12 protein-coding genes are annotated in these 14113 nt (G+C 71.5%); 11 read left to right on the top strand and 1 reads right to left on the bottom strand.

Annotated elements, in window-relative coordinates; genetic code table 11:
• Positions 1-2790 (bottom strand): maltose alpha-D-glucosyltransferase (gene treS / locus OZN99_RS13115; protein WP_270935692.1); only part of this gene is annotated, 2790 nt, incomplete at its 3' end.
• A 177-nt stretch (positions 2791-2967) separates the two neighbouring features.
• On the opposite strand from treS, the gene OZN99_RS13120 reads away from it, so the two are divergent.
• The 11 genes from OZN99_RS13120 to OZN99_RS13170 all read left to right on the top strand — a co-directional run.
• On the top strand, positions 2968-3318 hold the full coding sequence (locus OZN99_RS13120) for an HNH endonuclease (protein WP_270935693.1): 351 nt from the start codon (positions 2968-2970) through the stop codon (positions 3316-3318).
• Between the two features lie 34 nt (positions 3319-3352).
• Positions 3353-4684, top strand: coding sequence for a glycosyltransferase family 4 protein (locus OZN99_RS13125; RefSeq protein ID WP_270935694.1), 1332 nt, complete (start codon positions 3353-3355; stop codon positions 4682-4684).
• Positions 4685-4757: 73 nt separating this feature from the next.
• Entirely contained in the window at positions 4758-5369 is a 612-nt protein-coding gene (gene rfbC, locus OZN99_RS13130) for a dTDP-4-dehydrorhamnose 3,5-epimerase (RefSeq protein ID WP_270935695.1), read from the top strand.
• Positions 5369-6271, top strand: a complete 903-nt coding sequence (rfbD, locus tag OZN99_RS13135) for a dTDP-4-dehydrorhamnose reductase (RefSeq protein ID WP_270935696.1) — start codon at positions 5369-5371, stop codon at positions 6269-6271. Before rfbC ends, rfbD begins: the two co-directional genes overlap by 1 nt.
• A complete protein-coding gene (rfbA, locus tag OZN99_RS13140) occupies positions 6268-7149 on the top strand; it encodes a glucose-1-phosphate thymidylyltransferase RfbA (protein WP_270935697.1) in 882 nt (293 codons plus the stop codon). Before rfbD ends, rfbA begins: the two co-directional genes overlap by 4 nt.
• A complete protein-coding gene (locus tag OZN99_RS13145) occupies positions 7149-8357 on the top strand; it encodes an FAD-dependent oxidoreductase (protein WP_270935698.1) in 1209 nt (402 codons plus the stop codon). The genes rfbA and OZN99_RS13145 overlap by 1 nt, the downstream gene beginning before the upstream one ends.
• 121 nt (positions 8358-8478) lie before the next feature.
• Positions 8479-9831 (top strand): sn-glycerol-3-phosphate ABC transporter substrate-binding protein UgpB, encoded by a 1353-nt coding sequence (gene ugpB / locus OZN99_RS13150; RefSeq protein ID WP_270935699.1) that lies wholly within the window; start codon positions 8479-8481, stop codon positions 9829-9831.
• Positions 9832-9987: 156 nt separating this feature from the next.
• Complete coding sequence (gene ugpA / locus OZN99_RS13155; protein WP_270935700.1) at positions 9988-10869, top strand: sn-glycerol-3-phosphate ABC transporter permease UgpA; 882 nt, start codon at positions 9988-9990, stop codon at positions 10867-10869.
• A 154-nt stretch (positions 10870-11023) separates the two neighbouring features.
• The gene (ugpE, locus tag OZN99_RS13160; RefSeq protein ID WP_456299881.1) at positions 11024-11929 is read left to right on the top strand and encodes a sn-glycerol-3-phosphate ABC transporter permease UgpE; all 906 of its coding nucleotides are present in this window, start codon (positions 11024-11026) and stop codon (positions 11927-11929) included.
• Positions 11929-13020 carry a sn-glycerol-3-phosphate ABC transporter ATP-binding protein UgpC gene (gene ugpC / locus OZN99_RS13165; RefSeq protein ID WP_270935701.1) on the top strand — a complete coding sequence of 364 codons (1092 nt, stop codon included), beginning with the start codon at positions 11929-11931 and terminating at the stop codon, positions 13018-13020. The genes ugpE and ugpC overlap by 1 nt, the downstream gene beginning before the upstream one ends.
• Before the next feature lie 52 nt (positions 13021-13072).
• A partial coding sequence (locus OZN99_RS13170; RefSeq protein ID WP_270935702.1) for a tetratricopeptide repeat protein occupies positions 13073-14113 on the top strand: 1041 nt, incomplete at its 3' end.

Raw genomic sequence — 14113 nt, forward strand, 5'->3', positions numbered from 1 at the left:
CAGCCCCTCCGGTGCCGGCGCTGCGCCGCGCACCGCCTCCACCAGGTCGCGCCGGCGCGCCAGCAGCCGCGCCGCCAGCGCCTCCTCCGGACCCGGCGGCAGCAGGCTGGGGCGCGCGAGGAGGTCGAGCGCGCGTTCGAGAGCGTCCGCGGCAGCCGTGGCCCAGCCCCGTGCCATGGCGGCATCCACCGGCTGCGGTGCGAAGGCCGGATCGTCGGAAGGCCGCGCCAGCACCAGGTGAAGCTGCGCGAGACGTCGCCCGATCGCCTCGGCCAGCGGCAGGTAGCCGGCGAGCAGGTCGTCGGGCTCCACCTCGGTCAGCGCCGCCTGGTCCACCGTGCGGGCCAGCCAGTCGAGCGTCCAGGCCCAGGCGTCGCCCTGGTTGCGGGCGAAGGCGTGCAGCAGCATCAGCATCTGCGGCGCGCCGTCGCTCCCTTCCCGCACCACCTCGCCCAGCAGGGCGGGGGTGCCGGCATAGCCGGCCGCGCTCAGGTGGCGCGCCATCTCGGCTTCCGGGTGGATGCCGGGCTGCAGGCGTCGCAGCAGCTTCAGCACCACTGCCTCTCCGATGATGACGGAGCTGTTGGTCTGCTCGCCGCCGGCGCGCCGCACGTCCGGCGCGTCGCCGAGGTCCAGGGCGGCCAGGGCCGGCGTGCCGAGGAAGCGGATCTCGCCCTCCGGCGTCGATATGCGCTGGCCGTCGCGGCAGGCGGCGAGCACGGCGCGCGGGAAGACGTCGGTCGCCGCCGCATCGGTCAGCAGCCCCACCCGTGCCCCCTGGCGCAGCCGCGCCAGGGCAAGCTGTCCGGCCGGCTTCGCCGCCTCTTCCTCGCCGATGCGAGCCAACGGCACGGCCCAGCGCGCGCCGGCGGCCTCCACCTCGGCGAGCACGAGCAGTTGGCCGGCGGGTGCGGGCATCGGCACAGCGAGGGCGAGATGCGCCGCCTCCCGCCAGCGCGGCGGGGCGGTGAACCAGCGCCGCAGCGGCAGCCAGGCCGGCAGCACCTCGCGCTCCATGATGGCGCGGGCCTCGGCGATCAGGCGTTCGGCGCCCGGGCGCACCACCAGCGTGCGCAGTTCCGGCAGCGGCTCCGGCGAGGGGACGTGCCAGGCCGGCAGCGCCGCGCCCTGCGCCAGCAGGAACCAGTGGAAGCCGTGCGGCGGCAGCGTCAGCAGGTAGGGCAGCGCGCCGACCGGCGGGAAGGGCGTGCCGCCCAGCATCTCCACCGGGACGCGCCCGGCATGGTCCGACAGGTCGAGCTCCACCGCCTGAGCGGCGCGCGAGAGGTTGAAGACGCAGAGCACAACCTCCTCCTCCCACTCCCGCAGATAGGCCAGCACCTTGCGGTTGCCGGGGTAGAGCAGGCGCATCGCGCCGCGGCCGAAGGCCTTGGTGCGCTTGCGCACCGCCAGCATCCGCCGCGTCCAGTTGAGCAGGGATGACGGGTCGCGCAGCTGGCTTTCGACGTTCACCGCCTGGAAGCCGTAGAGCGGATCCTGGATCGGCGGCAGCACCAGCGCCGCGGGATCGGCGCGGGAGAAGCCGCCGTTGCGGTCGGGCGACCACTGCATCGGCGTGCGCACCCCGTCGCGGTCGCGCAGGTAGACGTTGTCGCCCATGCCGATCTCGTCGCCGTAGTAGATCACCGGTGTGCCGGGCATTGACAGCAGCAGGCCGTTCATCAGCTCGATCCGCCGCAGGTCGCGTTCCATCAGCGGCGCCAGCCGCCGCCGGATGCCCAGGTTGATGCGCGCGCGCTTGTCGGCGGCGTAGGTGTTCCACAGCGCGTCGCGCTCGGAATCCGTCACCATCTCCAGCGTCAGCTCGTCGTGGTTGCGCAGGAACACCGCCCATTGGCAGCCATCCGGGATGTCCGGCGTCTGGCGCAGGATATCGGTGACGGGGAAGCGGTCCTCCTGCGCCACCGCCATGTACATCCGCGGCATGAGCGGGAAGTGGAAGCACATGTGGCACTCGTCGCCGGCGCCGAAATACTGCTGCACGTCCTCCGGCCACATGTTCGCCTCGGCCAGCAGCATGCGGTTCGGGTAGCGCTTGTCGAGCTCGGCGCGGATGCGCCGCAGGATGGCGTGCGTCTCCGCCAGGTTCTCGTTCGTCGTGCCCTCCCGCTCGATCAGGTAGGGGACGGCGTCGAGCCTGAGGCCGTCCACGCCCATGTCGAGCCAGAAGCGCATCACCCGCAGCACCGCGGCCAGAACGCGCGGGTTGTCGAAGTTCAGGTCGGGCTGGTGGCTGTAGAAGCGGTGCCAGTAGTACGCCTTGGCGACAGGGTCCCAGGTCCAGTTGGAGGTCTCGGTGTCGCAGAAGATGATGCGGGTGCCGGCGTAGCGCTTGTCGTCGTCGGACCACACGTACCAGTTCCGCTCGCGTGAGCCCGGAGGGGCGTGGCGGGCGCGCTGGAACCAGGGATGGTCGCTGCTGGTGTGGTTGACGACCAGCTCGGTGATGACCTTCAGGCCCCGTTCGTGCGCCGCCTCCACGAAGCGGCGGAAATCGACCAGCTTGCCGTAGTCCGGGTTCACCCCGGTGTAGTCGCTGATGTCGTAGCCGTCGTCCTTCAGCGGCGACGGGTAGAAGGGCAGCAGCCAGATCGCGTCCACGCCGAGGCCGGCCACGTGGTCCAGCCGCGCCACCAGGCCGGCGAAGTCGCCGATGCCATCGTCGTTGGCGTCCATGAAGGACTTCGGATGCAGCTGGTAGATGACGGCATCGCGCCACCAGAAGGGCTCGCGTCCCGAATCCCTCTCCCGCCGCCTGCGCTGCGCCATCCGTCGCTCCGTTCCGTCGCCAGATGGTCTAGCGGCGGGGCGCGCATCCCGCGTCCCGCGCGCCGGTCACGGATGCGGGAGCCGCCAGCCCGATCCGGGGCTTGCCTCCGACGGGTGGCACCGGACAGGATGGGCCGGTTCCCGAACCGCGGGCGACGCTGCGCCCGAGAGCGTCACATGGCCTCCGACCACAAGCGCTTCCCGCCGCACATCCAGCGACAGGCGCTGGCCCGGCAGAAGGATGTCTGCGCCTGCTGCGGCGTCCGCATCCACGCGATCGGCGAGGCCGGGGTGGACCGGCATCCCTTCGGCGAGCGCGCCGAGGGCCACCACGTCATCCCGCACCGCAGCCCGATGAACGGGCCGATCTCGGTCGAGAACTGCGTGGTGATCTGCCGGGCCTGCCACCTGAGCGTCCATCAGGGCGGTCACTGGCGCGACGTCTCGATCTACAACGACATCCTGCACCTGCCGATGCCGCGGCGCATCGCCCGGATCGCGGCGCTCTACCCCCACTACCGCGGCTGACCGGCCCCCGCGCCCCGGGGCGGGGCGACGCGGCTTGACCCTGCCGGCCCGCCACCGCAGCCTCGGCGCGGAGCCACCCGGAACGACGATGCCCGCCTTCCAGCCCCGCCGCCCGCTGCGCGCCCTGTTCATCCACCAGAACTTCCCCGGCCAGTACGCGCATCTGGCGCCCGCCCTGGCGGAGCGGGCGGGCGTGCAGGTCTGGGGCATGGGCGAGAAGCCCGGCTACAAGGCGCCCGGCGTCACCTACGTCCACTACGGCGCGCCGCGCGGCGCGGGCGAGCAGACGCACCGCTACATCCGCAACCTGGAAGCCGGCATCCGCCGCGGCCAGCAGCTGGCCAACCGGCTGGTGCAGCTGCGCGACCAGGACGGGCTCAGGCCCGACGTCATCGTCTGCCACCCCGGCTGGGGCGAGGGGCTGTTCCTGAAGGACGTCTTCCCGCGCGCCCGAACCCTCTACTATTGGGAGTTCTACTACAACGCCTTCGGCCAGGATCTCGGCTTCGACCCGACGCAGGGCGTCACGCTGGACGATGCGGCGCGGGTGCGCGTGCTGAACGCGACGCAGCTGATCTCCCTGCAGGCGGCCGACTGGGGCGTCAGCCCCACGCGCTGGCAGTGGAGCCGCTACCCCGACTGGGCGCGCCGCCGCATGACCTGCCTGCACGAAGGCGTGGACACGCAGCGCTGCGCCCCGCGGGAGGGCGCGGTGTTCCGCACGCCGGAAGGCCGCGAGTTCCGCAAGGGCGACCCCGTCATCTCCTACGTCGCCCGCAACCTGGAGCCCTATCGCGGCTTCCCCTCCTTCATGCAGGCGCTGGCCCTGATGCAGGCGGAGCGGCCGGACCTGCATGCGGTGGTGGTGGGCGGGACGGAGATCTCCTACGGGCGGCGGCCGGACGGGGCGCCGAACTGGAAGGACAAGGTGCTGGCCGACCTGGCCGGCCAGCTCGACCTCTCGCGCATCCATTTCACCGGCCGGGTGCCGCACGATGCGCTGCACGACCTGTTCCGCGTCACCGCGGCGCATGTCTACCTGACCTACCCCTTCGTGCTGTCCTGGTCGATGCTGGAGAGCATGGCGTGCGGTGCGCTGGTCGTCGGCTCCGACACGCCCCCGGTGGCGGAGGCGATCACCCATGGCGTGAACGGGCTGCTGGTGCCGTTCTTCGACCCGCCGGCCATCGCGCGCACGGTGCTGGGCGTGCTGGCCGATCCGGCAGCCCATGCGCCGCTGGCCGAGGCCGCCCGCCGCAGCGTGATCGAACGCTACGACCTCCGCACGGTCTGCCTGCCGCGGCAGCTGGAGCTCGTGGAACGGATTGCTGCCGGACTGGATCCCGATCAGGAGCCGGATAGCTGACGGACGGCGCTTTTCCGGCACTCCACCATCGGTTATGGAGACGCCGACAACCCACGGTGGCAGAGGCGAGGCCATGCCGAACGACCTGGTGCAGGACGGGCCGGCCCAGCCGGCCGTGCTCCGCGCCGGCAATTTCGAGGCGCGGGGCTTCGCGATCGCGGGGCCGCTGCTGATCTCCGCGCGGCGCTTCGGCGATGCGCGCGGCGTCTTCGCCGAGACCTACAGCCGGCGCGACTTCGCCGCGCTCGGCATCCCCGACGAGTTCGTGCAGGACAACCAGTCCGTCTCGGTGTCCATCGGGACGATCCGCGGGCTGCATTTCCAGACGCCGCCGCGCGGCCAGGGCAAGCTGGTGCGGGTGCTGCGCGGCCGCATCCTGGATGTGGCCGTCGACCTGCGCCGCGCCTCGCCGAGCTTCGGCCGCCATGTCGCGGCGGAGCTCTCGGCGGAGAACGGGCTGATGCTCTGGGTGCCGGTCGGCTTCGCGCATGGCTTCGTCACCCGGGAGCCGGATACCGAGGTCGCCTACAAGGTCACCGACACCTACGCCCCGCAGAACGACGCCGGCATCGCCTGGGACGACCCTGCGCTCGGCATCGACTGGGGCGTGACGGCGGCGGAGGCGATCCTGTCCGACAAGGACAGCCGGCTGCCACGCCTGGCCGATCTGGGGCCGGTCTTCTGATGCGCGTCCTGATCGCGGGGCGCGCAGGGCAAGTCGCGCGCGCCCTGCTGGCCCGCCTGCAGCCCGAGGGCCACGAGGTCACGGCGCTGGAGCCGCCGGAGCTGGACCTGACCAGCCGGGAGAGCATCGCCGCGGCGATGGAGGCTGCCCGCCCCGACCTCGTGGTGAACGCGGCCGCCTACACCGCCGTGGACAAGGCCGAGGACCAGCCGGACATCGCCCGGGCGGTGAACGCAACCGGCGCCGGCTGGCTGGCCGAGGCCGCCGCGGCCCGGGGCGCGCCCTTCGTGCATTTCTCCACCGACTACGTCTTCGACGGGCTGAAGGGCGCGCCCTATGTCGAGACGGACGCAACCGCCCCGCTCGGCGTCTATGGCGCCACGAAGGAGGAAGGCGAGCGGGCCGCGCTGACCGCCAACCCGCGCAGCGTGGTGATCCGCACGGCCTGGGTGTGCAGCGCGGACGGCGCCAACTTCGTCAAGACGATGCTGCGCCTGGCGAAGGAACGCGAGGAGCTGCGGGTGGTGGCGGACCAGTATGGCGCACCGACCTTCGCCGCCGACCTGGCCGATGCGGTCACCCGCATGGCGCCGCGGCTGCTGGCCGCGCCGGCGGGCGACGCCGCCTTCGGCCTGTTCCACCTCTCCGGCGCGCCGCACACGACGTGGCACGGCTTCACGGCGGAGATCCTGGAGCAGGCCGCGCGGCGCGGCCATCCGAAGCCGCGCCTCATGCCGATCGCCACTGCCGACTACCCGACGAAGGCGCGCCGCCCGGCCGATGGGCGGCTGGACTGCTCGAAGATCGGGCGCGTGCACGGCATCGCGCCGGCCGACTGGCGCGTCTCGCTGGCGCGCTGCCTCGATCTGCTCGTCGGCCCCGTGAAGGAGACCACGTCATGAAGGGCATCGTGCTCGCCGGCGGCGCCGGCACGCGGCTGCATCCGGCGACGCTGGCCGTCTCGAAGCAGCTGCTGCCGGTCTACGACAAGCCGATGGTCTACTACCCGCTCTCCGTGCTGATGCTGGCCGGCATCCGCGAGGTGATGCTGATCTCCACCCCGCACGACCTGCCGCTGTTCCGCCGACTGCTCGGCGATGGCGCGCCCTGGGGCATCCGCATCGACTACACCGTGCAGGAACGGCCGGACGGCATCGCGCGCGCGCTCACCCTCTCGGAGGAGTTCCTGGCCGGCGAGCCCTCCGCCCTCGTCCTCGGCGACAACCTGTTCCACGGCCACGACCTGGACGAGCGGCTGAAGGAGGCCCGCGCCGCGACGGCGCAGGCCGGCGCCACCGTCTTCGCCTATCGCGTCGCAGACCCCGAGCGCTACGGCGTGGTGGAGTTCGATTCGCAGGGCCGCGCGCTGACTATCGAGGAGAAGCCGAAGCAGCCGCGCTCCCACTGGGCGGTGACCGGCCTCTATTTCTACGACGGCCGCGCCCCGGCCATCGCGCGTGCGCTGAAGCCTTCCGCGCGCGGCGAGCTGGAGATCACCGACCTCAACCGCGTCTACCTGGAGGAAGGCACGCTGCGCGTCACGCAGCTCGGCCGCGGCTATGCCTGGCTCGACACCGGCACGCATGACAGCCTGCTGGAAGCCGGCGAGTTCGTGCGCGCCATCGAGAAGCGCACCGGCCAGAAGGTCGCCTCGCCGGAGGAGATCGCCTGGCGGATGGGCTTCATCGACGCGGCGCAGCTCGCCGCGCTGGCGAAGCCGCTGCGCAACAGCGGCTATGGCACCTACCTCGAAGGGCTGCTGGCGCGCGAAGGCGGCTGATGCCGTCGCGGCCACCCGTCGCGATCGTCGGCGCCGGGCCGGTCGGCCTGGTGCTCGCGCTGCGGCTCGCGACCCTCGGCGTGCCGAGCCTGGTGCTGGAGGCCGAGGCCGACATCTCGGAGGAGCTGCGCGCCTCCACCTTCCATCCGCCGACGCTCGACATGCTGGCGGAGCTCGGCCTCGCGGATGCGCTGATCGCCCAGGGGCTGGTCACGCCGACCTGGCAGATCCGCCGGCACGAGGACGGCGCCCGCGCCGTCTTCGACCTTTCGGTGCTGAAGGACGAAACCGCCCATCCCTACCGGCTGCAGGCCGAGCAGTGGAAGCTCTCCCGCCTGGTGCTGGCGAGGCTGCGGGCGGAGCACGCCGGCGCGGTGGAGCTGCGCTTCGGCTGCGCCGTGGATGCGGTGGCGCAGGATGCGGATGGCGTGACGCTGTCCGGCATGGGCTTCGACCCGCTCCGCGCCGCCTACGCCATCGGCTGCGACGGCGCGCGCAGCGTTGTCCGCCGCGCCATGGGGCTCGACTTCCCCGGCGACACCTATCCCGAGACGACGATCCTGGCGACCACCCCCTTCGACTTCGGCGCGGTGTTCGAGGGCCTGTCCAACGTGAACTACGTCTGGACGCAGCATCCGGCGTTCAGCGGCACCTTCAGCCTGCTGCGCGTGCCCGGGAAATGGCGCGCGAGCCTCTATCCCGCGCCGGGCGAAAGCGTGGAGGAGGCGCTGCGGCCGGAGGCGATCGAGCGCAAGCTGCAGGCCATCCACCCGAAGGGCACGCCCTATGACGTGCCGGACCTGCGCCCCTACCGCATCCACCAGCGCATCGTGGAGAGCTACGACCGCGGCCGGCTGCTGCTGGCCGGCGACGCCGCGCATCTGAACAGCCCGTCCGGCGGCATGGGCATGAATGGCGGCATCCACGACGCGATGGAACTCGCCGCCACCCTCGCCCCGGTCTGGAGGAACGAGGCGGAGCCGGCCCTGCTCGGCCGCTACACCAGGCGCCGGCGCCCGGTTGCGGAGCGCGAGATCATCGCCCAGGCCGACCGCAACCGCGCCCGCATGCGGGAGACCGACCCGGCGCGCCGGGCCGAGATGCTGGCCGAGCTGCAGCGCACCGCCGCCGATCCGGCCCGCGCCCGGGAACAGCTGCTGCGCTCCTCCATGATCGCGGGGCTGCGCGCAGCGGCCACGGTGAGCTGAAGCGCCAGTCCGCAGGGACCGTCCGATCGGGCCTTCATCGCGCTGTCATCATTCTGTAAAAGGGACGCAACGCGGTCCCGATACCTGCCCGCGACCAATCCACGGGGGAGAGGAAAGCCCAATGATTCGCCGCATGCTCATGGCCGGCGCTGTCGCGCTCGGCCTTGCCGGGGCCCTGCCGGCCACGGCCCAGCAGCCCGTCGAAATCCAGTTCTGGCACGGCCTGACCCAGCCCAATGGCGGCCTGCTTGAGCAGATCGCCGCCGACTTCAACGCCAGCCAGAACCGCTACCGCGTGGTGGCGACCTTCCGCGGCAGCTATCCCGAGACGATGGTGGCGGCGATCGCGGCCTTCCGCGCCAACACCGCGCCGCACATCGTGCAGATGTTCGAGGTCGGCACCGGCACCATGATGGCCGCGGGCCGCGCCATCAAGCCGCTGCACGAGCTCATGGCCGAGACCGGCCTGCAGGTGAACTTCGCGGACTACCTGCCCGCGGTGCGCGGCTACTACAGCCTGCGCGACGGGCGGATGATGTCGATGCCGTTCAACAGCTCGACAGCGATCGTCTTCTACAACAAGGACGCCTTCCGCCGCGCCGGTCTCAACCCCGACCAGTTCCCGGAGACCTGGCAGGGGGTGGAGCAGGCGGCGCGCGCGCTGCGGGCGGCCGGCCACCAGTGCCCGATGACGACGGCCTGGCCGACCTGGCTGATGGTCGAGCAGTTCAGCGCCATCCACAACATCCCGCTGGCCACCCAGGACAACGGCTTCGGCGGCCTGAACGCCGAGCTTGCCATCAACAACCCGCTGATGCTGCGCCACCTGACCAACCTGGTGAACTGGCAGCGCGAGGGCCTGTTCCGCTACGGCGGCCGCGACACGGCGGCGGAGCCGCTGTTCCCGAACGGCGAATGCGCCATCATCTTCAACTCGTCGGGCTATCGCGGCCGCGTCCAGCGCGAGTCGCAGTTCCAGTGGGGCGTGGCGATGCTGCCCTACTACAACGACGTGCAGGGCGCGCCCTTCAACTCCATCATCGGCGGCGCCAGCTTCTGGACGATGAACCGCGGCCCGAACGCGCAGCGCAGCGCCGAGGAGCTGCGCGGCGTGGCGGAGTTCTTCCGCTTCATCTCCCAGCCGCAGGTGGCGGCCAAGTGGCACACCGACACGGGCTTCCTGCCGGTGAACCGCACCGCCTATGAGCAGGTCCGCGCGACCGGCTTCTACAGCCAGCCGCAGAATGCCGGTGCCGACATCCCGATCCAGCAGCTGCTGCGCGGCGGCGGGCAGATGACCGGCAACACGATGGGCATCCGCCTCGGCGGCTTCGTGGAGATCCGCAACATCATCCAGGAGGAGATGGAGCGGGCCTTCCAGGGCCAGCAGACGCCGGAGCAGGCGCTGACCAACGCGACGAACCGCGGCAACCAGGTGCTGCGCAACTTCGAGCGCCAGAACCGCGGCGGCTGAGGTCGCGGCGCGTCCCCTCCCCGCTCCCGCCCCTCCCTCCCCCGCGCGCGGGGGAGGGTTGGGGCAGGGGTCCGAGGATGAGGACGCACCCGGCGAAGCATCCCCACACTGACCCTCCCCAGGGGAGGGAACTGCCAAGCGGCGGAGGCAGCACCCTTGCGCAAGAAGGTGATCTTCAAGGGCGTCGCCCTGCCCTACCTGCTGCTGCTGCCCCAGTTGATCATCACGGGCATCTTCTTCTTCTGGCCCGCCGGGCAGGCGATCTACGGCTCCTTCCTGCGGGAGGACGCCTTCGGCCTGTCGCGCGAATTCGTCGGCTTCGAGAACTTCGCCGACATCCTGGCCGACCCGAACTACCTCAACGCGGTCTCCAACACCGTGATCTTCTCCTCCGCGGTCGCCTTCTCCGCCCTCGGCGTGGCGCTGTTCCTCGCGGTGCAGGCGGATAAGGCGATCCGCGGGGCCGATTTCTACAAGACGATGCTGATCTGGCCCTACGCCATCGCGCCCGCGATCGCTGCGGTGCTGTGGCTGTTCCTGTTCCATCCGCAGATCGGCCTGTTCGGCCGCTTCCTGAACGGCATCGGCATACCCTGGGACTACAAGCTGAACGGCGGGCAGGCGATGCTGATGGTGATCATCGCGGCCGCCTGGAAGCAGGTGAGCTACAACTTCATTTTCTTCCTCGCCGGCCTGCAGTCGATCCCGCGCAGCGTGCTGGAGGCCGCCGCGATCGACGGCGCACGTCCGGCCCGGCGGTTCTGGACGGTGATCTTCCCGCTGCTCGCGCCGACCAGCTTCTTCCTGCTGGTGGTCAACCTCGTCTACGCCTTCTTCGACACCTTCGGGACGATCCATGCGCTGACGCGCGGCGGGCCGGGCCAGTCCACCACGACGCTGATCTACAAGGTCTATGTCGACGGCGTGGAGAACCTGAACTTCGGCGCCTCCGCCGCGCAGAGCGTGATCCTGATGGCCCTCGTCATCGCGCTGACCGCCATCCAGTTCAGGTTCATCGAGCGCAAGGTGCATTATTGATGATGCCCTCAGACGCCGGCGCGGCCTCCGGCCGCTTGGCTTCCGCGCAGGCTGCTGGCGCACCCGGCGGCGCGGTCATGTGGTGCGCGGCGCGCATTCGCGCGCTCGGCCCGCTGGCGCGGGCCGCCGTGGCTGCTTCTCCGGGGCCATGCGCATGCTGATGCGCGACACGACGATGGAGGACATCGCGCTGGCCCGCGCCACCGCGCGGCGGCAGGCGCGCAGCCGGTGGATCGCGCACGCGCTGCTCGCCCTCGGCGTGCTGATCTTCGCCTTCCCAATCTGGATCACCGTCGTCGGCTCCACCCACGACGTCAGCACGATCGGCCGCGGCGAGGTGCCGCTGTGGTTCGGCGGGGAAGGCGTGGCGAACTATGTCAGCGCCTGGCTGCGCGGCGGGTCGTCGCTGCGCACCACCGGCGCCGTGCCGGCCTGGCTGATGCTGTGGAACAGCCTGAACATGGCCGTGCTGATCGCGGTGGGGAAGATCGCGATCTCCCTGCTCTCGGCCTATGCCGTGGTGTTCTTCGCCTTCCCCGGGCGCATGGTGTGCTTCTGGCTGATCTTCATCACGCTGATGCTGCCGGTCGAGGTGCGCATCATCCCGACCTTCGAGGTCATGGTGAACCTCGGGCTGATCAACAGCATGGCCGGGCTGGTGGTGCCGCTTGTCGCCTCCGCCACGGCGACGCTGCTGTTCCGCCAGTTCTTCCTCACCATCCCCGACGAATACGTCGAGGCCGCGAAGATCGACGGCGCCGGCCCGCTGCGCTTCTTCAAGGACGTCGTGCTGCCGCTGAGCGTCACGAACATCGCCGCGCTGTTCGTCATCCTCTTCATCTATGGTTGGAACCAGTATCTCTGGCCGCTGCTGATCGTCTCCGACAAGGACCTGGAGACGGTGGTGGTCGGCATGACCAAGATGATCGGCACCGGCGACCAGCAGAACGAGTGGAACATCATCATGGCGACCGCCGTGCTGGCCATGCTGCCGCCGGTGCTGGTGGTGATCCTGATGCAGCGCTGGTTCGTGAAGGGCCTGACGGAGACCGAGAAGTAATGGCCACCCTCTCCCTCTCCGGCATCCGGAAGTCCTTCGGCCAGACCGAGGTTCTGCACGGCATCGAGCTCGACGTCGCCGATGGCGAGATGATCGTCGTCGTCGGCGCCTCGGGCTGCGGCAAGTCCACCCTGCTGCGCATCGTGGCGGGGCTGGAGACGCCGACCTCCGGCACCGTCCGCATCGACGGGCGCGACGTGACGAAGCTCGAACCCGCCGACCGCGACATCGCAATGGTGTTCCAGAACTACGCGCTCTACCCGCATATGTCCGTCTTCGAGAACATGGCCTACGGGCTGCGCATCCGCGGCCTGCCCATGGTGGAGATCAGGAAGCGCGTGGCCGAGGCCGCCGAGATGCTGGAGATCGGCCCGCTGCTCGAGCGGAAGCCGCGCCAGCTCTCGGGCGGGCAGCGCCAGCGCGTGGCGATGGGCCGCGCCATCGTCCGCGAACCCAAGCTGTTCCTGTTCGACGAGCCGCTCTCCAACCTCGATGCCAAGCTGCGCGTGCAGATGCGCGCCGAGATCCGCCGCCTGCAGAAGCGCCTGGGCGTCACCAGCCTGTTCGTCACGCACGACCAGGTGGAGGCGATGACGCTCGGCGACCGCCTGGTGGTGATGCACAAGGGGCGCGCAGCGCAGGTCGCCTCCCCCATGGAGGTCTGGGGCGTGCCGGCGGATACCTATGTCGCGGGCTTCATCGGCTCGCCGGCGATGAACTTCCTCTCCGCCACGCTGGTCCAGGGCGGCGGCGGCGCGCAGTTGAAGGCGGGCCCCGCCCTGCCCTTCGCCGACGGGCCGCGCCCGGGCGAGGACGGCACGAAGCTCGTCATCGGCATCCGGCCGGAGCATGTGCAGCACCTGCCGGACGGCGCCGGCGCGCTGCCGCTGGCGGTGGACCTGGTAGAGCCGCTGGGCTCCGAGACGGTGATCCATGGGCGCCTGCCTGGGGAGGAGGTGCTGGTGGCGCGCCTGCCGCTCGCCGCCGGCGCGATCGGCGAGGTTCTGCCGGTCGGCCTGCCGCCCGCGTCCTGGCACGTCTTCTCCGCCGAGGGCGCGCGCCTGCCCGCGCGTGCCACCGCGCCGGCCTGATCCGCGCGCTGTTGCCGTGAGCGCGTCGGCGGGGGCATGGTCCGCCCGCCCGATGCCCGACCTGCCCGACACACCGGACGCCCTGCTCGCCCGCGCCGACGCGCTGCGCGACGGCGGCGACTGGGCGGCGGCGGAGCCCTTCTACCGCGCCTACCTGGCACAGCGGCCGCGGCACTGGCAGATCCATGTCCAGCTCGGCCACGCCGTGAAGGAAGGCGGCGACCCCGAGGCGGCGCTGGCGCAGTACCGCCACGCCGCGGCTCTGGCGCCCGACGCCTGGGACCCCGCGCTGCAGGAAGGCCATGTGCTGCGCCTGCTGGGCCGCGGGCGGGAGGCCGCGCAAGCCATGGCGCGCGCGCTGTCCCTCGCCCCCGAGTCGCCGCTGCTGCGACGCGAGGTCGCGCTGCTGCGCCACCGTCTGGACGAGCCGCCCGAGGGTCCCGCCGAGGCGCTGCCGCTGCCGCCCGCGGGCCCGCCGACGCAACTCGTCTTCGACGTGACGGACCTGCTGGACTACCTGCGCGACGCGCGCACGCCCACGGGCATCCAGCGCGTGCAGATGGGCCTTCTCGGCGGCATCCTCGATCATCCGGCGCCGCCCGCCCCGGTGCTGCTGGTGGCCTACGACCCCTCCGCCTGGCGCTGGTGGCAGGTGGACATCGCGGCCTTCGCGCAGGTACTGGCCCTGTCGCGCACCGGGGCGGAGGCGTCCGACCCCGCCTGGCGAGCCGCCACCGCCGCGCTGTGCGAGGCCGATGCGCGGCCGGAAGCGCCACTGCTGCCGGGCGCGACGCTCGCCAGCCTGGGCAATGCGTGGGGGGTGGAGGACTACTTCCGCGGCCTGCGCATGCTCCGCCGCCGCGTCCCGCTCCGCTACGCCGCCTTCCTGCATGACTGCGTGCCGCTGGCGATGCCGGAGCACTGCCTGGACCTGACGGCGCGGCTCTATGCGCGCTGGTTCGCGGCGCTGGCGCTGCATGCCGACCTGCTGCTGGCGAATTCCCGCGCCACCGCGGCCGACGTGGTCCGCCATGCCGCGCCGCTCGGCCAGCACGCCGTGCCCGCCGTGGTGCCGCTGGCCGCCGAGCCGCCG

It is taken from the genome of Falsiroseomonas oryzae, from assembly GCF_027856955.1.
GTDB classification, from domain to species: domain Bacteria; phylum Pseudomonadota; class Alphaproteobacteria; order Acetobacterales; family Acetobacteraceae; genus Falsiroseomonas; species Falsiroseomonas oryzae.

Bases quoted from the DNA above. Each gene is read 5' to 3' on its own strand.
- OZN99_RS13120 (WP_270935693.1), top strand. From the start codon at position 2,968: ATGGCCTCCGACCACAAGCGCTTCCCGCCGCACATCCAGCGACAGGCG.
- rfbC (WP_270935695.1), top strand. From the start codon at position 4,758: ATGCCGAACGACCTGGTGCAGGACGGGCCGGCCCAGCCGGCCGTGCTC.
- rfbD (WP_270935696.1), top strand. From the start codon at position 5,369: ATGCGCGTCCTGATCGCGGGGCGCGCAGGGCAAGTCGCGCGCGCCCTG.
- rfbA (WP_270935697.1), top strand. From the start codon at position 6,268: ATGAAGGGCATCGTGCTCGCCGGCGGCGCCGGCACGCGGCTGCATCCG.
- OZN99_RS13145 (WP_270935698.1), top strand. From the start codon at position 7,149: ATGCCGTCGCGGCCACCCGTCGCGATCGTCGGCGCCGGGCCGGTCGGC.
- ugpB (WP_270935699.1), top strand. From the start codon at position 8,479: ATGATTCGCCGCATGCTCATGGCCGGCGCTGTCGCGCTCGGCCTTGCC.
- ugpE (WP_456299881.1), top strand. From the start codon at position 11,024: ATGCTGATGCGCGACACGACGATGGAGGACATCGCGCTGGCCCGCGCC.
- ugpC (WP_270935701.1), top strand. From the start codon at position 11,929: ATGGCCACCCTCTCCCTCTCCGGCATCCGGAAGTCCTTCGGCCAGACC.